Origin of the sequence: Shewanella sp. SACH (assembly GCF_001887095.2) — a bacterium.
GTDB classification, from domain to species: domain Bacteria; phylum Pseudomonadota; class Gammaproteobacteria; order Enterobacterales; family Shewanellaceae; genus Shewanella; species Shewanella baltica.
In genome coordinates this window covers 139202-161682 of record NZ_MPDG02000007.1, presented here as the reverse complement: position 1 = coordinate 161682, position 22481 = coordinate 139202, and the positions used below count along the sequence as shown (strand labels likewise).

19 protein-coding genes are annotated in these 22481 nt (G+C 48.1%); 13 read left to right on the top strand and 6 right to left on the bottom strand.

Annotation, left to right across the window (positions count from 1 at the left end; translation table 11 throughout):
- Nucleotides 1-8 precede the first annotated feature (8 nt).
- The 5 genes from BM607_RS19720 (at nt 9) to BM607_RS19700 (ending at nt 5394) form a co-directional block, all read left to right on the top strand.
- Entirely contained in the window at nt 9-443 is a 435-nt protein-coding gene (locus BM607_RS19720) for a rhodanese-like domain-containing protein (RefSeq protein ID WP_006083779.1), read from the top strand.
- 295 nt (nt 444-738) lie between these two features.
- Nucleotides 739-1224: a protein-export chaperone SecB gene (gene secB, locus BM607_RS19715; RefSeq protein ID WP_006083777.1), complete on the top strand. Its 486-nt coding sequence runs from the start codon at nt 739-741 to the stop codon at nt 1222-1224.
- 4 nt (nt 1225-1228) lie between these two features.
- Complete coding sequence (gene gpsA / locus BM607_RS19710) at nt 1229-2245, top strand: NAD(P)H-dependent glycerol-3-phosphate dehydrogenase (protein WP_071940593.1); 1017 nt, start codon at nt 1229-1231, stop codon at nt 2243-2245.
- Between the two features lie 361 nt (nt 2246-2606).
- Entirely contained in the window at nt 2607-3791 is a 1185-nt protein-coding gene (locus tag BM607_RS19705; RefSeq protein WP_071940592.1) for an NAD(P)/FAD-dependent oxidoreductase, read from the top strand.
- Nucleotides 3792-4473: 682 nt separating this feature from the next.
- Entirely contained in the window at nt 4474-5394 is a 921-nt protein-coding gene (locus BM607_RS19700) for a hypothetical protein (protein ID WP_071940591.1), read from the top strand.
- Nucleotides 5395-5837: 443 nt separating this feature from the next.
- Here BM607_RS19700 and BM607_RS19695 read toward each other — a convergent pair whose 3' ends face one another.
- From BM607_RS19695 to BM607_RS19675, 5 genes are all read right to left on the bottom strand, one after another.
- A complete protein-coding gene (locus BM607_RS19695) occupies nt 5838-7202 on the bottom strand; it encodes a TrkH family potassium uptake protein (protein ID WP_071940590.1) in 1365 nt (454 codons plus the stop codon).
- Nucleotide 7203: 1 nt separating this feature from the next.
- Nucleotides 7204-7902 (bottom strand): TrkA family potassium uptake protein, encoded by a 699-nt coding sequence (locus BM607_RS19690; RefSeq protein WP_071940589.1) that lies wholly within the window; start codon nt 7900-7902, stop codon nt 7204-7206.
- A gap of 50 nt (nt 7903-7952) precedes the next feature.
- A complete protein-coding gene (locus BM607_RS19685) occupies nt 7953-8642 on the bottom strand; it encodes a response regulator transcription factor (protein WP_071940588.1) in 690 nt (229 codons plus the stop codon).
- Entirely contained in the window at nt 8643-9689 is a 1047-nt protein-coding gene (locus BM607_RS19680; RefSeq protein WP_071940587.1) for an ATP-binding protein, read from the bottom strand.
- Nucleotides 9690-9959: 270 nt separating this feature from the next.
- The gene (locus BM607_RS19675; RefSeq protein ID WP_012586363.1) at nt 9960-10883 is read right to left on the bottom strand and encodes a pirin family protein; all 924 of its coding nucleotides are present in this window, start codon (nt 10881-10883) and stop codon (nt 9960-9962) included.
- A 526-nt stretch (nt 10884-11409) separates the two neighbouring features.
- Between BM607_RS19675 and BM607_RS19670 the strand changes: the two genes are divergently transcribed.
- The 7 genes from BM607_RS19670 to BM607_RS19640 all read left to right on the top strand — a co-directional run bounded on the left by BM607_RS19670 (nt 11410) and on the right by BM607_RS19640 (nt 19279).
- Entirely contained in the window at nt 11410-13083 is a 1674-nt protein-coding gene (locus BM607_RS19670; RefSeq protein WP_006083765.1) for a sensor histidine kinase, read from the top strand.
- The gene (locus BM607_RS19665) at nt 13077-13808 is read left to right on the top strand and encodes a LytTR family DNA-binding domain-containing protein (protein ID WP_011848248.1); all 732 of its coding nucleotides are present in this window, start codon (nt 13077-13079) and stop codon (nt 13806-13808) included. Before BM607_RS19670 ends, BM607_RS19665 begins: the two co-directional genes overlap by 7 nt.
- 107 nt (nt 13809-13915) lie before the next feature.
- Nucleotides 13916-15160 carry an MFS transporter gene (locus tag BM607_RS19660; RefSeq protein ID WP_006084818.1) on the top strand — a complete coding sequence of 415 codons (1245 nt, stop codon included), beginning with the start codon at nt 13916-13918 and terminating at the stop codon, nt 15158-15160.
- A 134-nt stretch (nt 15161-15294) separates the two neighbouring features.
- Nucleotides 15295-16032 carry a sulfite exporter TauE/SafE family protein gene (locus BM607_RS19655; protein WP_006084819.1) on the top strand — a complete coding sequence of 246 codons (738 nt, stop codon included), beginning with the start codon at nt 15295-15297 and terminating at the stop codon, nt 16030-16032.
- Nucleotides 16033-16168: 136 nt separating this feature from the next.
- Nucleotides 16169-16633 (top strand): NlpC/P60 family protein, encoded by a 465-nt coding sequence (locus BM607_RS19650; RefSeq protein WP_006083761.1) that lies wholly within the window; start codon nt 16169-16171, stop codon nt 16631-16633.
- A 58-nt stretch (nt 16634-16691) separates the two neighbouring features.
- Nucleotides 16692-18155, top strand: coding sequence for an MFS transporter (locus BM607_RS19645; protein WP_071940586.1), 1464 nt, complete (start codon nt 16692-16694; stop codon nt 18153-18155).
- Between the two features lie 92 nt (nt 18156-18247).
- A complete protein-coding gene (locus tag BM607_RS19640) occupies nt 18248-19279 on the top strand; it encodes a LacI family DNA-binding transcriptional regulator (RefSeq protein ID WP_011848244.1) in 1032 nt (343 codons plus the stop codon).
- A 114-nt stretch (nt 19280-19393) separates the two neighbouring features.
- Here the strand turns inward: BM607_RS19640 and gtfA are convergent, their stop codons facing one another.
- The gene (gene gtfA / locus BM607_RS19635) at nt 19394-20872 is read right to left on the bottom strand and encodes a sucrose phosphorylase (protein ID WP_071940585.1); all 1479 of its coding nucleotides are present in this window, start codon (nt 20870-20872) and stop codon (nt 19394-19396) included.
- 261 nt (nt 20873-21133) lie between these two features.
- On the opposite strand from gtfA, the gene BM607_RS19630 reads away from it, so the two are divergent.
- Complete coding sequence (locus tag BM607_RS19630) at nt 21134-22354, top strand: MFS transporter (protein ID WP_071940584.1); 1221 nt, start codon at nt 21134-21136, stop codon at nt 22352-22354.
- The last annotated feature ends 127 nt before the right edge of the window (nt 22355-22481 follow it).

Here is a 22481-nt window from a genome sequence, read left to right as displayed (position 1 = left end):
CAATCATCATGCAAGAATATATCGAATTTTTTAAAGCTCACTCAATGTTAAGTCTGGCCTGGGTGGGATTATTTGTTGTGCTTGTCGCGAGTATCATCAAATCGAGCATGTCAAAAATCAAAAGTATTTCTCACCAAGAACTGACAATTATGGTGAACAGACAGGACGCTAAAGTCGTTGATGTGCGCTCTAATGACGAGTTCCGTAAGGGGCATATTGTTGATGCAATTAACGTTACGCTAGCAGATATTAAAAATAATCAGATATCTGCCCTTGAAAAGTTTAAAGCCAGTCCCATTATATTGGTATGCAATGCTGGCATGACCTCGTCTCAAGCCGCTCAGCTTTTAAGCCAACAAGGTTTCGAAAACCTGTATAACTTGAAAGGTGGTATGGGTGAATGGCAGGCAGCAAATATGCCTGTTTCAAAAAGCAAAAGATAAGTTGTCGGCGGCAGTTATGATTTAAGCTGCACCCTATCCTTTAGGCAGTGCAGCAATACAGTCATTATTGTTTGGCATACTGATCCTGCGGTCGCTAAGGGCTTAATGTAAGTTTTTAGACTGGTTCGATCGATACCCGAATATGGGTGCAAGTTGGGATGATACCGAGATCTGATACAGGCCTTGAGTAACATAAGCCCCGAGCCAATTTACGTTCAAAGATGAATTGGCTTTCAAATAATAATTGGCTTTCAACGAAAAGCCGATACAACATTGATAGGATAGGTAGGAAATTATGGCTGAAGTAGCAAACAACGAACAACAAGCCCCACAATTCAACATCCAACGTGTTTACACTAAAGATGTGTCTTTCGAAACGCCTAACAGCCCAGCTGTATTCCAAAAAGAATGGAACCCAGAAGTTAAGTTAGATTTAGACACGCGCAGCGCTAAATTAGCTGACGATGTATATGAAGTTGTCCTGTCTTTAACTGTGACTGCGCAAAACGGTGGCGATACCGCTTTCCTATGTGAAGTACAACAAGCCGGTATCTTCTCTATCACTGGTCTGACTGAGCCACAACTTGCTCATTCATTAGGTGCATACTGCCCTAACATCCTATTCCCGTATGCTCGCGAAACCGTGGGCAGCTTAGTCGGTCGTGGTACTTTCCCACAACTGAACCTAGCACCAGTTAACTTCGACGCGCTGTTTGCCCAATACGTGCAACAACGTCAAGCTGCTGCGACTGCACCAGCCGCCGAAGAAGCTAACGCTTAATTACATGAAAAACTCTGCCGATATCACGGTATTAGGGGCGGGCTCTTATGGCACCGCCCTTGCCATTTCTTTAGCCAGCAACGGTCATAAGACCTTGTTATGGGGACACGATCCTGTCCACATGCAAACGCTCGCTCAAGACAAGTGCAACCAAGCTTTTTTGCCTGGTATTGCGTTTCCTGATTGTTTACAGATCGAAGCCGATTTAGCCAAAGCCTTAGCTGCCAGTAACAATGTGTTAGTGGTAGTACCAAGCCATGTGTTTGGTACTGTGCTTGAGCAAGCTAAACCGTTACTCCGTAGCGATGCGCGCATCGTATGGGCAACGAAAGGGCTCGAACCTGAAACCGGACGTTTGCTGCAAGATGTGGCCCGTGATGTGTTAGGTGAGCAATATCCGCTGGCGGTGTTATCTGGGCCGACCTTCGCGAAAGAATTAGCCATGGGTTTACCTACGGCCATTTCAGTCGCGGGGACTTGTCCTGCGTTCACCAACGATCTCGTTGAGCTGTTACACAGCCCTAAACGTTTGCGTGTTTATGCCAACGACGACTTTACCGGACTGCAACTTGGCGGCGCGGTAAAGAACGTGATCGCGATTGGTGCGGGTATGTCTGACGGTATCGGCTTTGGTGCCAATGCCAGAACAGCCTTGATCACCCGTGGTTTAGTCGAATTGACGCGTTTAGGCGAAGCCTTAGGGGCCAATGCGGCCACCTTTATGGGAATGGCGGGGTTAGGCGACTTAGTGTTGACCTGTACCGATAACCAATCCCGTAACCGTCGTTTCGGTTTAGCCTTGGGTAAAGGCTGTGATGTGATGACTGCACAGGCTGAAATCGGCCAAGTGGTTGAAGGTTATCGCAATACCAAGGAAGTGTTTACGCTTGCGAAACGCCTTGGGGTTGAAATGCCAATCACCGAGCAGATTTACCAAGTCTTGTACCAAGGTAAATCGCCCGTCGATGCTGCGAAAGAATTGCTCAGCAGAGAAAAGAAATCAGAAACGCCTACGCAATAAACCGCGAGCCGTGATGATGCTGTAATGCCGAATAAAAGAAAGGGTGCTAAAATAGCGCCCTTTTTTGTGCTCGGACTTCTGGTGTGCAAGATGTATCCCCGGTCGCCAGGGCCCTTGATGTTCCCGACATCAGGCGGGCATTTCCTCCATCCCTGGAGGTCAGATGGTGAAAGAGAGGATTTATACACGGAAGTATTTATCCCCGGTCGCCAGGGATGGTGAAAGAGGGGATTTGTGCCTAACGTTCGAGCTTATCTTTGCTCCGTTTCGCGGTTGCTGACTTGCTTGCTAAAGGTTCGTGAGTCAGCAAACTGCCCGTTGTCAACCAATATCAATCAATTTATCAGTGTGGAGTAATAGCGTGAAACATCATGATGTCATTATTATCGGAGCCGGCGCCGCGGGATTGATGTGTGCAGCGACCGCAGGTTACCGAGGCCGTGATGTACTCGTACTCGACAATGCCAAGCAAGCCGGGCGTAAAATCCTCATCAGCGGCGGCGGGCGTTGTAACTTCACCAACCTTAAAGTCGAGCCCGCTAACTTCCTCTGTGGTAATCCCCACTTTGTTAAGTCGGCACTCGCGCGTTATCCGTCGCAGCAGTTTATTGAACTGGTCGAGCGCCACGGCATTGAATACCACGAACGCGATCACGGCCAACTGTTTTGCAATGACTCGGCCAAAGAGATAGTCACTATGCTATTGACCGAGTGTGAATGGGCAGGCGTTACCATTAAGCTGCGCACCGATATTCTGGCCGTTAAAAAGACAGAAGCAGGGCGCTTTGAGCTCAATACTTCTAACGGCGAACTGAGCTGCGACTCACTGGTTATCGCCACGGGCGGCTTATCAATGCCTAAACTCGGCGCTACGCCTTACGGTTATCAACTGGCCGAGCAGTTTGGCCTTAAAGTATTGCCAACTCACGCGGGTTTAGTACCTTTTACCTGGCACAGTGAAGATAAAATTCGCTTCGAACCTTTGTCAGGCATAGCCGTGCCGAGCCGCATTACCGCCAAAGATGGCACTGCATTTCGCGAAGCGTTGCTATTCACTCACCGCGGCTTATCTGGCCCTGCAATTTTGCAGATTTCCAACTATTGGAAAGCGGGCGAAACTATAGAAATCGATCTCTTGCCGAATATGGATTTGGCACAATTGCTAGAGCAACAGCTCGCCGCGCACCCTAAGCAAAGCCTGCGCAACACCCTCAGCCAGTGGTTACCTAAACGGCTGGTTGAAGTGCTATTCGATGAGGCCCTGTTGAACAAAGCCTTAAATCAGCTAGTGCACGCCGAGCGCGCAAAACTGGTCGATGATATACACCGCTGGACACTATTGATGAACGGCACCGAAGGCTATCGCACCGCAGAAGTGACCTTAGGTGGTATTGATAGTAATGAGCTGTCATCCAAAACCATGGAAGCCAGCAAAGTCGCAGGACTCTACTTTATTGGTGAAGTTATGGACGTAAGTGGTTGGTTAGGCGGGTTTAATTTTCAATGGGCCTGGGCATCTGGCGTCGCCGCAGGTAGGGCGGTTTAGTCTCTAACTTGCAAGACTGATGAGTTTAAAACTCTGACAGTTTGAACTCATCAAAGCCAATCTTCTGGCTAAATCACTTTTTGCTCTAAGTGTGTTTCGCCGTTCAAAAGGGGAATAGGCCAAGTAAGGCTTTGCCTATAGAAAAGTTGATGGTTCGACTTAGAAGTTATGTATCCCATCTTTTCGTAGCTTGAATGCTTTAATCAAAGTCGTGGGGCTTCACCCCACACCCGACCAAGGAGGACTGCTCGTCCTATCCTCCTTGGATGCTCCAAGACGCCCCAAACGGAGTTGAAAGCCCCTTGTGCTCATTGCCAAATTTGCTATCGCTTCCGAAGGATGCGTCCCTGCACCTGCGAAAGCTAGCTTGCCATCCATGGCAAGACTCACGCAATTTGTCTATTCGCCCTGCGGCAACTCCGAGGGGGAGGTGTATTCCTTGGGGTTTTGAGTCGTTAGATAGTGATTCATCAGCAAAAAATAAGCGTGAAAGAACGGAAAAGGTAAAGCGATATCAGATAATTACCCATCAAACTGTATAAAAACCGCTATCGCAAAAAAGCAAATTCCTATAGCATCATTTATACCAATGGACATGGCTGCGGCCAAGTTCAACAAACGATTTATACCCTGCAAACAGCGCATAAATAATAAGACGTTACAAGGCTAAAATAGGTAATTCATGAGTGATAAAAAAGTCAATTATTTTGTAAGATGCCTAATTATTGGCTTAGCAGCCTTCATTGTTTGGATCATATCTTACAGCTTGTTATCCCAGAGTTCTAAGGGAGCGATTTCAGCAGGTATGATCACATTGGTGATTTTGCTAGTCGTAATTGTTCTCAGTGAAACTTTTGATCAATTTAGTGTAGGAAAGCTCTTTAGCTTATCGAAGGAAGTAGTTAAAAAAGATGAGTCTATTGCAAAGTTAAAAAATGAGAACACCGATCTAAGGAAAGAACTAGTAAATGTTGTTACGTCTATAAACCAGCACCAAACTAGTACAAATATTATTGGTCTTTCACCAGCTGATATAGCAAAAGCTATCGGGGTTGAAAAAGCGACGCCAGATGAAATAACAGAAAAACGCACAGAAGAAAATGATGAAAGTCCTGAACGTGTTAGACCTACTCGTCGAAGAATAAACCTTCAAAAACTTGAAGAAATCGCATTTGATAAGTTTCTGGCCGCTCGAAATCTAACCAGCCTGGACCTAATCAAAGAAGCCAAACTGGTTACTCAATTTAGTGGTATAGATGCGATAAGTAATACCCAGCCAATTTTCGATGGTTACATAAATACTGGCGAAAGTGAGATATTCATAGAAATTAAAATTGCTCGTGTATCTGCGATGATGACTCGTGAGCGAGTGTATTTAATGCTGAATAAAATTTACTTGTACAATAAACTCAAGAATGCAAATGCACATTTAAATTTAATACTTGTCGATGTAGAAGGGGAAGATGACGATAGGAATCGTGTTCAACGTAATTTCGAACTATTGAAAGAATTCTTCGAACCATCAATATTAAGAGGGTTATTGAGAATAGTGCCAATATCGTTATCTGAAGTAGAAAGAGAGAAAATTTACAAAGAAGTGTAGTTACCTGATAACAACCAATTTAAGTAGATTCGCAACGCGTGACAGTTTTGGTTTTCGTTTTTTTGTTTATGACACAATCCGGAAGCATTTTGTAATGCGTTGCTTACTACTTATGGATGTTAACCCGTCAAAATTTTATCCGAAAATCATGTGTTAGAACTGACGATCTAACTTGGAAATATCTCAAACATACTACGTATTTATTTGAAACTTACAGATTACGCTAATACTAAAAAGGTGAGCTATGGTGATTAGTGAGACGACCGTCCGCCCCATGGACGGGGCGGTCGAGCATCCACGGATGGACTTGCTGCGCGTCGTCGAGCAAATACCATGGCTCGCCTATAAGTCAGCGCTTCCATAGTCAACTCGATTATCCCGCTGGCTCAATATTATAAATCTCTGATGGTCAGTCGATTTGTTTTGTCACCCATCAATCAATCTTACCCAATCGCCAGTTTGGTTTCTGCGTAGCGCAGTTTTTTCACTCTTGGATTCGCGAGGAAATAGGCGAGCATGAGTGGGCCGAGGCGACCCATGAACATCATAAAGATGATGATGGCTTGGCCTAGGCTAGTTAAGTTACCAGTTAAACCTCGTGACAAACCGACAGTGCCGAGTGCGGATATGGCCTCGAAGACGATATCGATTAACGGCGCTTTCTCACTTAATACCAGTATGAAGATGGCCAGCCAAGATACGACCAGAGAGATGATGGTCAGTGCTAAGGCTTTGCTGACGGTATCTTTGGGGATTTCCCGTTTAAACACATAGATGGCTTCGTCGCGGCGTAAATAACCATAAGTGGCTAAAATCAGCACCATAAAGGTGACGACCTTAATGCCGCTGGCGGTACTTAATGAGCCGCCGCCGATAAACATCAGCACGAGTATGAGCAAGGTACTGGCATCTTCGAGTTGGTCAATGGCTAGGGTATTAAAGCCTGCGGTGCGCGGTGTAACGGCTTGAAACCATGAGGCTAACCATTTACCAAGTTCGCTTAAGGGCGCCAAGGTGTTGGGGTTGTTGTACTCAATAAAGTAAATCGCAATCACGGCGACCGCGTTGATAACAATAGTGCCGGTGATCATCATGCGGCTGTAAACGCTGAGTTTTGACCAACGTTTGTTCCTACGCAGATCTATCCACACCGAAAATCCTAAACCACCAATGATAAATAAACCTGTGATGGTTAGGTTGATCACGGGATCGGCCACATAGGGCATTAGGCTGTCGGCACTGAGGGCAAAACCTGCGTTATTAAAGGCGCTAATCGTATAGAAAAACCCGTGGAATAAGCTGGTTTGCCAGCAGAGTTCATGGCTCCAATGCACTGATAAAATCAGCATGCCTATGGCTTCAACCAGCAGCGAAAACACAAATACGGCTTTGGCGGTCGAGACTAATGTTGAAGTATCGGTTTGATTAAATGCCTCTTTTGCGACGGTTTGCTGTAGAAAGCCAATCTTACCGCCAAGGGCGATAAGGGTGACAATCGCAAATGTCATCAGCCCCAGCCCGCCGCATTGGATTAGCAGCGCAATGACAATTTGGCCAAAGGGCGTAAAAACCGTGCCTGTATCGACAACAACCAGACCAGTTACAGTGACTGCTGACGTTGCGGTGAACAGACTTTGCAGCCAAGTAATAGAAGATTCGGTCGCTATCGGCAGTTTGAGTAAGCAAGTGCCTAGGATGATCAGCAGTGCAAAGCTGACGCTGAGGATAAAAGGCGGCGCACCAATAAGCTTTTTACCGGGATTCGCTTTGTGCTCAATTGCCGTGACTGAGGGATGCCATTGAACCACCTTACACCAACCTTGGTGCGAGATATTGTAACTCGGTGCGGCTGCCACATAGCAGCAAAGCATCGTTGGTTTGCAGCACAAAACTGCTATCAAGCTTACTGATCACCGTCAGATCCCGCTTCACCATAATGGCCGCGACTTTGCCTTTGGGGTTGCGCTCCACATTGGTTAAGGCGGCATCCTTGTCGTCGAGTGCCGAGCCCAACAATTTAGAAAGTACGGTTTTATCTAAATGCGCTTTAATATGGATTTCAACCACATACATGCCATCGCCGATCGGTAAGAAATTACTCACCATAGGATAATTGAGCGACTGGGCGACGCGAATGCCCATTTCTTCCTCTGGATGTATGATGCGGGCAACGCCGAGTTTAGACACTATCGTGTGGTGCGCCTTAGTGCTGGCCTTGACCCAAATCACCTTCACGCCCAGATTCTTGAGTGCCAAGGTGCACAGCAAGCTAGATTGCATGTCTTCGCCGATGGCGACTAACACCACTTCACTGCTGGCAAGGTCTAACTCCCGCAGCGCCGTTTCGTCTGAGCAGTCGCAAATTACCGCTTCGGTGAGGCTTTCTACGTATTTCTCCACCATTTTGGGGTCGCTATCTACGCCTGTGACTGTGTGACCTAAGTGGATCAGCTCAAGGCTGGCGGCGATGCCAAATCGCCCTAAGCCAATAACGGTAAAATGCGCCATACAAACATCCTTTTACGATTTTTTTGAAAGTGTTGTTGATGATAAAAACGTTATTTTTGACTCATGTCAGTCAAGCGATAGCCGAGTCCCGCTTCTGTCTTGATCAGCTGTTGCTCTGTGCTGTCGTTGAGCTTTTTGCGTAACTGACTGACCAAGATCCGCAGATAATGACTGTCATCGGTATGGGTCTCGCCCCAAATATGCCGCAGCAATTCAGTTTGTTTCACTAACTGACCTGGGTGAGACATTAAGGTCTCAATCAGAGCGAATTCCTTTTTAGTTAAGGCGATTTCTTGCTGGTCGAGCCAAAGCTGGTGGGTACTTTTTTGCAGCTTAAGTGCGCCAAATTGCAGCGCATCACTCAAGGCGGGTTCGTCCACTAAGTCGCGGACTAATACTTTAATGCGCGCGATTAACTCCCTGATCCCAAATGGCTTGCTGAGATAATCATTGGCGCCCGCTTCCAACAGGCGGATTTTCTCTTCCTCTTGATCGCGGGCGGTTAAGATAAGCACGGGCACTTTGTCATGCTGCCGTAGGGTTTGCAGCAAGCTGATGCCATCGCCGTCGGGTAAGCCAAGGTCGAGCACTAACACGTGTGGCTGCTGGGCTTGATATTGGGCGAGGGCAGAGGCAATCGAGGCTGCGCCATGATATTCAAAGCCTTCCGCTTCTAACGATATCCGCATAAAAGTGTGAATTTGCGCTTCGTCATCGACAACCAGCACCTTGTAAGCCATTTATTGCTCTCCCTTTTTAATCGGCAAAGCGATACGAATAAGGCTGCCCTTAGCCACAGGTTCGGCGCTGATCTGGCCGCCATGGGCGGTAATAATGCCCTTAGCAACGGCAAGCCCAAGGCCTGCGCCACCATCGGTGGAGGGATGCTGACGATAAAAGAGTTCAAAAATAGCCTGCGCTTCTGCGGGGGCGATGCCCACGCCCTCATCTTGAATATCTAACCGCAGCATATCGCCTTGTTGGTAAGCTTTTACTGTGACGGGTTTATCTAAGGGCGAATAGCGCAGCGCATTATCCAGCACATTAAAAATGGCCTGTTCAATCAAAGAACTGCTGATCATCAGCGGCGGCAGTTCGGCCTCGCTGTCGATGACAATTCGTGGCTGCGCTGCGGGAAAACGGCCGATAGCTTGGTGCAATACATTCATCATGGCGTCTTCACTCAGGCTGAACTTGAGTGCGCCGTGTTGTAACTTAGTGGCCTGTAACAGGTTTTCGATATATTGATGCAGACGATGACTCTCGGCAGCCGCGCTATCAATCAGCTCAGTCTTTTGCGACGCACTGAGCTTAGGCATGTATTCCTTCAGGGTCGTCAGGGTGCCTATGATGGTTGAGAGCGGGGTGCGTAAGTCATGGGAAACCGACAATAAGATGCTGTTGCGTAACTGAGCTTGTTCGAGTGCAGCTTGCTGGCGGCGATAAAGTTCGGCCAATTTGCTGGTGGTCAGGGCGACAAGTAAAAACACAGTTAGATTGAGAATGTCCTCAAGATTGAACATCTGTAGCGAATAGCGCGGCGTGGTAAACAGAAAATTAAAGCTTGTCGCCTCAAACACTGCTGCAAAATAGGCAAAGTTAGCGTTGCATTGCAGGGCCACAGCCACCACGGCCAATTGTAAGATCAGCAGCACGGCTATGGTGGAACCAGCAAAATAATCGATAAAAGCACTGCTAAAAATCGCGATAACTAGCACTGTGCCGGTAAAAAATGTTGGGTGCGAACGCCAGTATTGAGTCATGGGAGCCGCTATGGATGAAGTCATGGATAGAAAGACGCATATAAAGAAAGTGTCTGTACTCTAGCAAAGCCATTTTAAGATAGCGCGTAAAAAAGCCGTAAAATTTATAGCCCTGTGAGTGGCTTAGCGTGCAGTTTACTCGGGCTGTTCTCGCGCACTCATATCAAGCTGCGAGCTAATAATCAGGCTTACCCCATAGACTCATGGGGTAAGCCATTCTAGGCGTGGGCAGTTATCGGATTGATGTTAATGGGCTAGCTATCAAGTATTTGCCTGCCATTCTTTAGCTGAAGCTCACCAAGGTATCGGCGGTGGTACTAAGCGCTTGCCGTCATAGCCGGGCACAGTATCAAAGCGTGTCGAGTGGGCTTCCCAATCGGCTTGAGCCTTAGCAATTTCGTCTTTGCTATGGCCGACAAAATTCCACCAAATACTGACAGGATCGGCCAGTGGTGCGCCGCCGATTAGCAATATGCGGCAACCCGCGTCGAGTTCGACAGTGACGCTTTCGCGTAACATCCCCAGATAGGCGAGGTCGTTATTGTTGAAGCTTTGGTCATCGATGCGGAAAAAGCCTTCGAGTGGCATGAGGGCATATTCAAAACTCGGGTCGAGAGTCAGAGTGAGCTCAGTGTTTTCGGCGGCAAACAAATCCATCGCCACTATCGGCGAGAAGTGCAATGTGGGCGCCTGTTGATGCTGCCAACTGCCAATTAGTAGGGTGAAATCAACGCCCGCATCGTGCCACGTCGGGAGTTCGGGGTAGTGATCGAATCTCGGTGCTGTGTCTTTATGCTCAAGCGGCAGGGCAATCCACAGCTGCGCCGCGTGCATAGTGCTATGGCCTGCGACGGATTCTTCGGTGTGGGCGATACCGTGTCCGGCGGTCATCAAGTTAACTTGTTTAGGGCGGATCACTTGGGCGCTGCCGAGACTGTCCTTGTGCATGATTTCGCCTTCGAGCATCCAAGTAAAAGTTTGCAGCCCAATGTGCGGATGCTGGCCAACGTTTAGCTCAGGGCCGTCGGTGACTGGGCCAATATGGTCGAGGAAACACCAAGGGCCGATAAGACGACGCTCTTTTTGTGGGATCGCCCGTGCGACGGGAATGCCGCCGACATCACTGATTTTGGGGGAAATTCGTTGAACTTGAATGCGGCCATTTTCAATAGGGCATTCCTTAGGGCCACCATAAAACTGTGCTTGAACTTCACTCATGTTCGCTCCTTATTCCTTTGCGAGGACACACTTAGTTAGTGTTAGTCTGGCATGCTGAACTGGTTTCAGATCCCATCTTGCATTCGAGCCGAAGGTTTTAGCTTCGGGTATTCCCGTGGATTTTGCAAATCGACGCTGTCATATGGCTGGGTAATTGAGCTGTTAAAATCGCCCTTCGATAACTCTGTTCAACCAATTCAAACGTGAATATGTGACTGAGCCCGCGTGTATGGGAGTTTTTGCTGTCCTTTACTTTAGCAAGCCTGTATTTATGTGGGGCATTAGCGTTTGATGTTTTACTCGAGCCGTAATAGCGGCCGAGTTCTGGGTTAGTCTCGGTGATTTTTATCCTTCACGCGTTAAGTCAGATCCGCAAAATCGAGTCTATCTTTTATCGGTACTGGTGTCGGCGGCGACATTGCCAGCCTAAGCCGTAATCCATTCAGCGTACTGCTTAACACTAACACAGATAGAATTCACATATAGAATTAGGCTGTCACTCAGCGTGATTGATTAAGGGGAAAGCGTGCTCGAAAATCAAATGATGTTACTGGCGGTATTTGAACGGGCGGCCTTGATGCTGATGACCTTGTTCTTTTTAACCCGCACTCGACCGTTCCAGCGTTTATTCCAAAAGCGTAATCACACCCCCGCAGAGCTGGTCTCTGTGGCGGCGATATTTTGCTTATTTGCGGTGTTCAGTACCTATACCGGTATTGAGGTTGAAGGCGCGCTGGTTAACGTGCGGATTATCGCGATTATTTCCGGTGGAATTTTATTTGGCCCTTGGGTTGGTATTCCTGCGGGCGTGTTGTCGGGGCTGCATAGATATCTGATTGATATGGATGGCGATACTTCTATCCCGTGTTTAATCGCCAGCATTATTGCCGGTCTAATGGCGACCTGGATTTACTACAAATGCCCCAAATCTAAGTTATGGATTTATGGCATTGTGGCGGGCATGTTGTGCGAAACACTGACCATGTTGTTGATTTGGCTGCTGACAGAGCCGCACCAAGTGGGTGTAGAGATTGTGAGCCATATTGCCTATCCCATGATTGCGGGCACTGTGTGTATCGGACTGATTATCAAGCTAGTGCAAGACCTCGACGATGAGAAAGAGCTCATTGCCGCCAAGCAGGCCAAGCTCGCGCTGGATATTGCCAACAAAACCTTACCTTTCTTCCGCAAAATTGATCGCCATGCCTTAGAGCAAGTGTGCGGCGTGATCCGTAATGAAATCCACGCCGATGCCGTGGCCATTACCGATACTCGCGATGTATTAGCCTATATGGGCGTTGGCAAAGATTACTACGAGGTCGATGGTCATCAAGCGATTAGCGAGATGACTCAAAGGGCGATAGAGCTAGATCAAAACATTATTAACAATGACTTACGCCAATATCATTTATCGGATTTTCATTCGGTCATCATAATCCCGCTACGTGAAAACGGCACTGTGAGCGGTACGCTGAAGATTTATTATCGCAATAACTATCGGATTACCAGCTCGCTGCGGGAAATGGCTGTGGGCTTGTCGCAGCTGATTTCGACCCAGATGGAAGTGTCGCGTATCGAGCAACTGCAGGAGATGACCCGCAAGGCGGAGTTTACTGCGCTGCAGAGCAAGATTAACCCGCACTTTTTGTTTAATGCCCTCAATGCGATTTCTTCTTTGATCCGCATTCGGCCACAGCAGGCGCGGGAGTTGATTGCCAATCTGGCCGATTATCTGCGCTATAACCTAGCCAAGGGCGATGAGCTGATTGATATCCAAGAAGAAGTCAAACAAGTACGCGATTATGTGGCGATCGAGCAGGCGCGCTTTGGCGACAAGCTTGAAGTGGTGTTCGATGTCGATGATGTGCATTTTTGCGTGCCTTGCCTCTTGTTGCAGCCGCTGGTGGAAAACGCCATTTTGCACGGCATTCAGCCGCGCAGTGCGCCGGGCAGAGTGACCATAGAAGTGAAAAAACTTGATTCTGGCATTCGCGTGGCCGTGCGTGACACAGGTTATGGGATCAGCCAAGAGGTGATAGATGGCGTCGCCGCGGGTCGCATAGAAAGCAGCAGTATCGGGCTGATGAATGTGCACCAGAGGGTGAAGTTATTGTACGGCGAAGGGCTGCAGCTTAAACGGCTGGAACCGGGGACTGAAGTCAGCTTTTATTTACCGGAAAATGAGGCGCAAGTATGTTAAAAGCCATCATAGTTGAAGATGAATATCTGGCCCGTGAGGAGCTGGAGTATTTAGTAAAGAGCCACAGTGAGATAGACATAGTGGCAAGCTTTGAGGATGGCTTGGAGGCCTTTAAATATCTGCAGGATCATGAGGTTGATGTGGTGTTTTTGGATATCCAAATTCCGTCCATCGATGGCCTATTGCTGGCGAAGAATCTGCATAAATCGACCCATCCACCCCATGTGGTGTTTGTGACTGCCTATAAAGAATTTGCGGTAGAAGCGTTTGAGCTTGAAGCCTTCGATTATATTCTCAAGCCTTACAATGAGCCGCGGATCATCAGCTTATTGCAGAAGATTGAACTGGCGGGGCGACAAGCGCCAAAGCCGCAACATGAAGCCGCGAGTAATGCGAGTCGTACCGTGAATTTAGTCAAAGGTGAACGGATTATCGTTACGCCCTGCGAGCAAATTTATTACGCCGAGGCCGATGAAAAACTGACTTATGTGTATACCCGCACCGACCGTTATGTGATGCAAATGACCATCAGCGAGTTTGTCAGCCGCTTGCCCGCCGAGGGCTTTTTCCGCTGCCACCGTTCCTATTGCGTCAATATCAACAAGATCCGCGAAATCGTGCCTTGGTTCAATAGTACTTACCTGATCCGCTTGCATGATTTGTCGTTCGAGGTGCCCGTTAGCCGTAGTAATATTAAGGCTTTTCGACAGCTGATGAGGCTGTAATTGTCATTCATTCCTGCAGATCTGTATTTCATGCCTTAATTGATCGGCGCGAATCGCATCTCTCTTATAGTGGACTCAATTCCTGATCCACTAAAGCGAGATGCATCATGACTAAAGAGATGAACCGTACTCGGTACCTGACCTTAGTTGGTACTATTATCACCCAGTTTGCACTCGGCTCAGTTTACACTTGGAGCCTGTTCAATGCGCAGTTGGCCGCTAAGCTCGACGAACCTGTCAGCCAAGTGGCGTTTGTATTTGGTTTGCTGAGTTTGTCTTTGGCCGTGGCATCTTCCATGGCGGGCAAATTACAGGAACGCTTCGGCGTGCGTAATGTCACCTTAGGCGCAGGCCTATTACTCGGGCTGGGATTTTTACTCACAGCCCAAGCCAGTAACTTGATGATGCTTTACCTGTGCGCCGGGATTTTAGTGGGCTTTGCCGATGGCACTGGCTACTTAATGACTTTATCTAACTGCGTGAAGTGGTTCCCCGAACGCAAAGGGCTGATTTCGGCGTTAGCGATTGGCGCCTATGGTCTAGGTAGCCTTGGATTTAAGTACATCAACGTGCTGTTACTCGAAAATACTGGCCTTGAAACCACCTTCCAACTGTGGGGGTTAATCGCCATGGCGCTGGTGTTATGTGGCGGCATGTTGATGAAAGATGCGCCAGCACAATCAGCCGCAAGTCAGCAAGCCGAAAGCCGCGACTTTACCCTCGCAGAAGCCATGCGTAAACCGCAATATTGGATGTTGGCACTGATGTTCCTGTCTGCCTGTATGAGTGGTTTGTATGTGATTGGTGTAGCGAAAGATATCGGCGAGAAGATGGTCGACTTGCCTGTACTGGTCGCCGCCAATGCGGTTGCGGTAATTGCCATGGCGAACCTCAGTGGTCGTTTGGTGCTGGGTATCCTGTCGGACAAAATTCCTCGCATTCGGGTTATTTCGCTGGCGCAGATCATCACTTTAGTCGGTATGGTGTTACTGCTGTTTGTACCTTTGAATGCTAACCTGTTCTTCGTTGCCGTTGCCTGCGTTGCCTTTAGTTTTGGTGGCACAATTACTGTTTATCCATCATTGGTGAGCGACTTCTTCGGCCTGAATAACCTGACTAAAAACTATGGAGTTATCTACTTAGGTTTTGGTGTCGGCAGCATTATCGGTTCGATTGTCGCCTCGTTATTCGGTGGCTTTATTGCGACCTTCAACGTGATTTTAGTGCTGCTGGTGGTGGCGTTAGTGATGTCACTAACCATACGTATGCCAGAGCCTAAAACCCCAGTGTCAGCCAAGAAAGCCACTAAGAGTACACCGCGCTTAGTGAACATGACGGCAGAATCGGCGTAAGCACAAACACTTAGTCCGGCTTAGCCAAAAGCTAAAACAAAAATCCGCAGCTAAATGGCTGCGGATTTTTTGCTTTTTTATCACCTCAACAACAGGTAACTTGATAGCCATAAAGCGTTATTCAGGATGTGTTGATGTTAACGGACCCTCTTTTTTGGTTAGTGGCGATACCCGCAGTCTTGATTACGGGGATTTCTAAATCCGGTTTTGCGGGTGGTGTGGGCGGCTTAACTGTCCCGCTATTGGCGCTGGCCATTAGCCCTACCACAGCGGCGGCGCTTATGTTGCCGCTGCTGATTTATATGGATTTTTTAAGTGTGCGTTCTTGGTGGGGGCAACATAATCCGCGTCATTTATGGATATTACTGCCCGCGGCAATAGTGGGTATTTTTATCGCTTATCTGTTGTTTGATAGGTTGAATGAAGAATATCTACGGGCGATTTTAGGCTGTGTGTCCCTCGGTTTTGGTTTGTATGGTTTGATTCTGGGGGATAAAACCCAAGCATCACCTTCACCTCTAGTAGGGCGCTTGTGTGGCTTAACAGCAGGATTTACTAGCTTTGTTGCCCATGCGGGCGGGCCGCCACTCAATGCTTACTTGTTGCCGCTGCGTTTGGCTAAGGCGGAGTTTTTAGCCACGGCTGTTGTCTTTTTTGCGGTGGTGAATCTAGTCAAGCTTATTCCCTACAGTTTGCTTGGGCAGATTAACCAAGAGAATATTTTAGTTTCCCTGTTACTGGTGCCGCTGGCATGGTTAGGGGTAAAGCTAGGTTTGTTTATTCAAGATAAAATTAACGACAGGTTATTTAAGCGCATCATCTTGATTTTAATGGTGCTGGTGGGCGTACGTTTATTGTGGACCGCGTTATAGTTTTAAGCTTTGGGTTACATTAGTCTGCTAGAGTGCGCGGGTGTTTGGGCGTTTTGATCCCCAGCCGCCCTGAATTTACCTGATAAAAACTCAAAATTACGTTACTGTGAAATCTGCCTGCAATGAGTTTGAAGCTATGAAACGATTACTGATAGTTATCTTAGCCTTAGGCCTTGGCGCTTGTGCTAGCGCGCCAGAACCTAAGCCTGTGGTAAAGCAAGTTGAACCCGCCACGGTTTGGAACGATAGCAATATCTCCGAACTGCATTCTGAGTGGCGCGGTGTGCCCTATCGTTTAGGCGGTGGCACTAAGCGGGGCATAGATTGCTCGGCCTTTGTGTCGGTCGCCTATCAGAAGATGTTGGGTATGACCTTGCCGCGCACGGTTGAAGAACAACAAGCTCTAGGGAAACCTGTGCCGAGAAATCAACTGCGCAAGGGCGACTTGGTATTTTTCAAGACAGGTTGGAGCACGCACCATGTCGGCATTTATGTGGGAGATGATAATTTTCTTCATGTTTCCACTAGCCAAGGGGTGAAGATTTCGAGCCTGCATAACAGTTATTGGGCGTCTAAGTATTGGAATGCACGGCGAATTTAGCACATCTTCTTTATGCACTTTCTTTTTGCACTTGGGCTGATGAGTTAGCGGAGACAATATGTCCTTAGAGCCTGCGTTATCCCAGAGTGACCCTTTACCGACTTCTGTTTTTCTCGCCATTTTCTCGGCTGTATTCTTGCCCATGTTTTTGGCGGCAGTCGATCAAACCTTACTCGCCACGGCGACGCCAGCCATAGTTGAAGATCTTGGCGGCCTGCGCCAAGCCTCGTGGATCACTATCGGTTATATGCTGGCGATGGCCGCTTCTGTGCCGATTTATGGCTGGTTAGGGGATAACTTCGGTCGCGCGAAAATCCTGATGATCGCCATAGTGATTTTTGCGCTGGGTTCGATCGTTTCGGCGAGTGCGGGCACTATGGATCATATGATCGCCGGACGTATCTTGCAGGGCATGGGCGGTGGCGGCTTGATGAGTTTGTCTCAATCTTTGATTGGTGAGTTAGTTCCCATTCGGCAGCGGGCGCGTTTTCAAGGGTATTTTGCTGCTATGTTTACCCTCGCGAGTGTTGGCGGCCCTGTCATTGGCGGTATTGTGGTGCACGCTTATTCGTGGCATTGGCTATTTTGGGCGAATATTCCACTGGCTATGCTAGCGGTATGGCGACTCAATGGGCTGCATAAGCGCAGCGTTAAACCCGTACGCCAAGGCAAGTTTGATTTAGTGGGCGTGGTCTTGTTTCCGACCATTATCACCGCACTGTTATATTGGTTATCTGTGGCGGGGCAAGAGTTTGCTTGGCTTTCTGCGACCAGCTTAGGCTTTGCCGTCTTTGTGGTGTTCGGCATTCTAGGTCTGCTGTTGTGGGAACGGCGATTGGCGAGCCCGTTTCTGCCGTTAGATTTACTGGCGAAGAAGGCCGTGTATATGCCACTACTAACGGCGGCGCTGTTTGCGGCTTGTTTGTTTGCGATGATCTTCTTCCTGCCGATTTATCTGCAAGTGGGCTTACACACTAATCCCGCCAAAACCGGTTTGCTGCTCTTGCCTATGACCTTTGGTATTGTCACTGGCTCGACGATTGCGGGCCGACTGTTAAGTAAAGATGTCGCGCCTAAGTGGTTGCCGACCTTTGGTATGGGTTTAGCTTTCATCGGCTTGTTATTGATTAGCTTTGTGCCGCCTAATGCCAATGTGATTGGCGGCTTAGGTGTGTTGGTCGGGATAGGGTTAGGGACTGTGATGCCAAGCGTGCAGCTCGTGGTGCAGAGCGTGTCTGGCAAAGCGCGACTCAGCCAGATCACGGCCATGGTGTCACTGTGTCGTTCTATGGGCGCTGCTATTGGTACTGCGCTGTTTAGCGTGCTGCTTTATAGTCTGTTACCACTCACGGGTTCTGAACTTGGCATCGCCGCCATTAAAACACTGCCGACAGAGGTAGTGCATCACGCCTTCCAATTTGGATTTATGGCCGCTGCGGGTGTGGCATTGTGTGCCGCGATAGTCGGTTTTCTATCCCCTGCAACGGCATTAAAAGATCACGATAGCGAAACTGCGCATTAAGCCTAGATTTGCAGGTGCACGACCCATTTAAGCCGTGTACTATTTGCGCTGAGCCGTATTTTTGTGGCCTTATTCGATTCCAGGACATAAGCATGACAACAACAAAACACTGGACCCTAAAGAGCATAGCCAATGAGTTGGGTGTCTCTAATGCCACTGTTTCTAACGCGTTTAATCGCCCCGACCAATTATCGGAAAAACGTCGTAACGACATTTTAGCTGCCTGCACTAAGTTGGGATATTTCGGACCAAATAAAGCGGCTCAATCCCTACGTAAGGGCAAGTTTGATACTGTCGCCTTGGTATTGTCGGACAGCGTGGAATACATGGTGTCCGATCCCGTCGCCAGTAAATTTATGAAGGGCGTGGCCTCTGTCTTGGAGCAAGAGAAACTCAATTTGCTGCTGTTTTCGGGCAGCTCAGACAGCGTGAATGCGGTGGCCGACTTTGTGGATGGTTTTATTTGTTATGGTCGCCCGCGCAATGCGCTGTTGGCCGAGCAGTTAAAGCAGGTAAAGAAAAAGGTCGTCACGGTTGATTTTGATATCCACCGCAATGCATCAGTGAGCATAGACAATAAGTTAGCCGCCTATGAAGTGGCGAAACTGGCATTGCAGTCACCTGCGGACAATGTGGCCATTTTGGGGCTACGTTTGCTTGATACCCACTTAACTTGCCGGGTTTATGATTTGAATTTGTTAGAAATCGACACCTCTGTTGCCCATCAAAGATTACAGGGTTACTTGCAAGCGATTGAAGAAGTGGGCGTTGTACTGGGGCAGGACCGCATTTGGAATATCCCCGAAAGCAATGCCGACTATGCGGCGATAGCGGCAAAAGAAGCATTGAACTCGACTCCACGGCCGAATGTGTTTTTATGCATGAGTGACTTAATCGCCTTGAGTGTGCTCGGTGAGGCGCAGGCCATGGGGCTGAGTGTTCCTGAAGATGTGCGAGTAGTGGGCTTTGATGGTATAGATGAAGGCACACGTTCAAATCCGCCGTTAACGACCGTCTATCAATACTCTGAGCAGAAGGGCCGAAAAGCGGCGCAAATGTTTGTCAGTGATGCCGTGCATGCGGAAGTTTTGGGCTATGAATTACGCCTCGGTAAGAGCTGCTAGTCGCTACATCTTTTAACTAAAAAAGGCGCATTCAATGCGCCTTTTTGCTATCTCAAAACTATGCCGCTTAGCTTGAACTTAAACCTAAGCTCAAGCCCGAATAGGAACGCAAGCTTATGCTTGAGCCAGCAGTTTTGATAACGACACTTGTGTCTCTTTACCTTGCTTATCTAAAAGGATGATTTGGCCATCTTTATTGGCAAAGTCGAGGGTGAGACTTGCCTGCGAATCGGTCGCTGTCCAAGATAAGGTTAACGTGCGTTCTGCGGATGCCATCGTAAAGCGGCCATCGAAGGCTGGGCTGCTATTACGCAGTTTAATCAGTTGAGTCAGCGCCTTAACGACAGGTTTCTGCATTGCTTGCTGCACTTTTTCACGGTTCAAGTAAGGACGATTGATATCGCGACCGACATGGGTGTTGTTGAGCAGATCCATATCGTTTGGAATCGCCAGCAGACCCGCGTAATACACCTGCGGAATACCGGGTGCGAAAAACTGAATCGCCCGTGCCATCAAATAATCTAGGTCATTCTGACCGAGGGCATCGTAATAGGTGCAGTTGATTTGATACAAATCGACGTTGCTGGCGGCCGCGCCTGTGGCTTGTAGACTCTCGCCCTTACTGTTGCCATGTATGGTTTCAACCAGATTATCGATTTGATTTTCGGTCAATAATCCGCGCAAGCCATCCATAGGGCCGACGTCGATAATGCCGATGCCGTCGTGGGTGTCGAGTACGGTAATGCAGTTGCGCGGCGCCATTTCGAGCCAATGGGTCAAGGCTTGGCAATCTTGGCTAAATAGCGTGTGCAGGATGAGCGGTGGCAGGGCGAAGTCGTACACCATGTCGACCCGCTTGGCGATCTCGACTTGAGTCATGTGGTGCGAATGAATTTCGGCCAGCGTTGTCATACCTAACGCATTGGCTTGCTTAGCTAACTTATCCACGAACTCGAAGGACTCTTCAATCATAAAGCAGCTAGTGCCGGGCTTTTTAATTGCATAACCCGCAGCATCCAAGCGGATCAGATTCACTTTACTGTGGTCGAAACGCGCCAGCACTCGGTTTAAATAATCTTTACCCGCGGCGGAATGAACGTCGATATCGATTTGATTGCGGGTAAAGGTGGTCCAAAACTCTTCGGTCGAGCCATCGGCTAAGGTGTAAGTGCTAAAACAACTGCCCGGACGCGGACGATAGATAGCGGCTTGATCTTGCTCGCTTAACCCCTCAGGAAATACCTTGTCTTTAGTTAAAAACAAATCCCAGTAAGCCGATTGCTTGCCGTGCTTGAGCACGTCTTTAAATTCTGGCGATTCGGCGGACATGTGGTTAACGATAAGGTCGGCCATGATGTCGTAGTCGTCACCAATGCGTTTAACGTCATCCCAATTGCCTAAGCGTGAATCGACTTGTACATGGTCTATCGGATCGAAGCCTGCATCGCTGCCGTCAATGGGGAAATAGAAAGGCAAAAGATGTACGCCGCCGAATAGACCTTGCAACTCGTCATCGAGCAGCGCTTTGAGCTCCTTGAGCCCGGCATGGGTAATTCTGTCGACATAGGTGATCAGTTGCACTTGGTTTTTCATACTTTGCCCACGCTTGAGTTGTCTTTTTAGAGTAAAGGTTTATGGCAATCCTTTAATTGATTGCACAACTAAACTTAATCGATTAAGTTGTATATTTAACCAATATGAAACATTATTCAAGTGGTTTGTTGGATTTTTGAGTTAGTCTCAAGTTTTGGGGGAGGCTGGCTCACTGCTGTACACAAAAGCCGAAACCCTTTCAGTATGCTGTCACTGAGCAGCTGAGAGCGAGTAGGTATAATAACGATAAGGTGAAATGGTATGGTAAGTGATTCAAAAGGTTGCGATAACCGCAATCACACCCGTATTCGGGTACTCACATATTTAATGTTTTTCATGTTCGCTATGACCTCAGATGCCGTGGGTGTCATTATTCCAGAGCTGATATCCCAGTTTGGTTTGTCCATGTCGCAGGCCAGTGCTTTCCATTATATGCCGATGATTTTTATCGCAATGAGTGGGCTATTTTTAGGCTTCTTGGCGGATAAGATTGGACGTAAGTTAACCATTCTATTGGGATTATTATTATTCGCGCTCGCCTGCTTCATGTTCGCGCTGGGGGAATCGTTTTACTATTTCTTGTTTCTACTCGCCTTTGTCGGCACGGCGATTGGCGTCTTTAAAACCGGCGCACTCGGGCTTATCGGCGATATCTCGACTTCCTCAAAACAGCATTCGAGCACTATGAATACGGTAGAGGGCTACTTTGGTGTCGGCGCTATGATAGGGCCAGCCATTGTTAGTTATTTACTGATCAGCGGCGTCTCTTGGAAGTATCTGTATTTTGGGGCGGGTTGCTTCTGTTTAGTGCTGTGTTGGTTAGCTTATCGGGCTGATTATCCGCAAATCAAACGTTCCTCGACGGATGCGATTAACCTTGCCAGCACCTTTAAGATGATGAAAAACCCTTATGCATTAGGATTTTCACTCGCGATAGGTTTATATGTTGCCACCGAAGTGGCGATTTATGTGTGGATGCCGACCTTGCTGCAAAGTTATCAAGGCGATTACACCACATTGGCCGCTTATGCCCTGACGATCTTTTTTACCCTGCGTGCGGGTGGGCGCTTTTTAGGGGGCTGGGTGCTCGATCGCTTCCCGTGGCAGCAAGTGATGTTCTGGTTTAGCTTCGCGATAAGTGCTTGTTATCTTGGGTCTATGATCTACGGCATTGAAGCGGCTGTTGTCTTGCTGCCCTTGTCTGGGCTGTTTATGTCGATGATGTATCCCACGCTTAACTCTAAGGGGATTAGCTGTTTCCCTGTGGATCAGCATGGCTCTGTGGCTGGGGTGATTCTGTTTTTTACTGCCGTGTCCGCCGCCGTTGGCCCCTTGTTGATGGGGTTCGTGGGCGATATCTTCGGCCATGTTAAATATGGCTTCTACCTTGCCACTGGTTTTGCCATTTTGTTATGCCTCCTGAGCGGATTTAATCTCGTTAAAGATCCTGCTCGTCATTTGTTAACGGCTGAAGCGCACTAATTTGGGCTGTGACAGAAAATATTTTTCTGTCACATTTCTTCAATTAATCAATACTTTGACCTAATTCATCCAGAGTGCGAACCAAAACTGTGCAAAAAACGCACTTGCTTTTTATTGTTAAGTTGCT

What these genes read in the sequence shown, in the direction of transcription:
- BM607_RS19720 (WP_006083779.1), top strand. Translation starts at nt 9, where the DNA reads ATGCAAGAATATATCGAATTTTTTAAAGCTCACTCAATGTTAAGTCTG.
- secB (WP_006083777.1), top strand. Translation starts at nt 739, where the DNA reads ATGGCTGAAGTAGCAAACAACGAACAACAAGCCCCACAATTCAACATC.
- gpsA (WP_071940593.1), top strand. Translation starts at nt 1,229, where the DNA reads ATGAAAAACTCTGCCGATATCACGGTATTAGGGGCGGGCTCTTATGGC.
- BM607_RS19700 (WP_071940591.1), top strand. Translation starts at nt 4,474, where the DNA reads ATGAGTGATAAAAAAGTCAATTATTTTGTAAGATGCCTAATTATTGGC.
- BM607_RS19690 (WP_071940589.1), bottom strand. Translation starts at nt 7,902, where the DNA reads ATGGCGCATTTTACCGTTATTGGCTTAGGGCGATTTGGCATCGCCGCC.
- BM607_RS19685 (WP_071940588.1), bottom strand. Translation starts at nt 8,642, where the DNA reads ATGGCTTACAAGGTGCTGGTTGTCGATGACGAAGCGCAAATTCACACT.
- BM607_RS19680 (WP_071940587.1), bottom strand. Translation starts at nt 9,689, where the DNA reads ATGACTTCATCCATAGCGGCTCCCATGACTCAATACTGGCGTTCGCAC.
- BM607_RS19675 (WP_012586363.1), bottom strand. Translation starts at nt 10,883, where the DNA reads ATGAGTGAAGTTCAAGCACAGTTTTATGGTGGCCCTAAGGAATGCCCT.
- BM607_RS19665 (WP_011848248.1), top strand. Translation starts at nt 13,077, where the DNA reads ATGTTAAAAGCCATCATAGTTGAAGATGAATATCTGGCCCGTGAGGAG.
- BM607_RS19660 (WP_006084818.1), top strand. Translation starts at nt 13,916, where the DNA reads ATGACTAAAGAGATGAACCGTACTCGGTACCTGACCTTAGTTGGTACT.
- BM607_RS19655 (WP_006084819.1), top strand. Translation starts at nt 15,295, where the DNA reads ATGTTAACGGACCCTCTTTTTTGGTTAGTGGCGATACCCGCAGTCTTG.
- BM607_RS19650 (WP_006083761.1), top strand. Translation starts at nt 16,169, where the DNA reads ATGAAACGATTACTGATAGTTATCTTAGCCTTAGGCCTTGGCGCTTGT.
- BM607_RS19645 (WP_071940586.1), top strand. Translation starts at nt 16,692, where the DNA reads ATGTCCTTAGAGCCTGCGTTATCCCAGAGTGACCCTTTACCGACTTCT.
- BM607_RS19640 (WP_011848244.1), top strand. Translation starts at nt 18,248, where the DNA reads ATGACAACAACAAAACACTGGACCCTAAAGAGCATAGCCAATGAGTTG.
- gtfA (WP_071940585.1), bottom strand. Translation starts at nt 20,872, where the DNA reads ATGAAAAACCAAGTGCAACTGATCACCTATGTCGACAGAATTACCCAT.
- BM607_RS19630 (WP_071940584.1), top strand. Translation starts at nt 21,134, where the DNA reads ATGGTAAGTGATTCAAAAGGTTGCGATAACCGCAATCACACCCGTATT.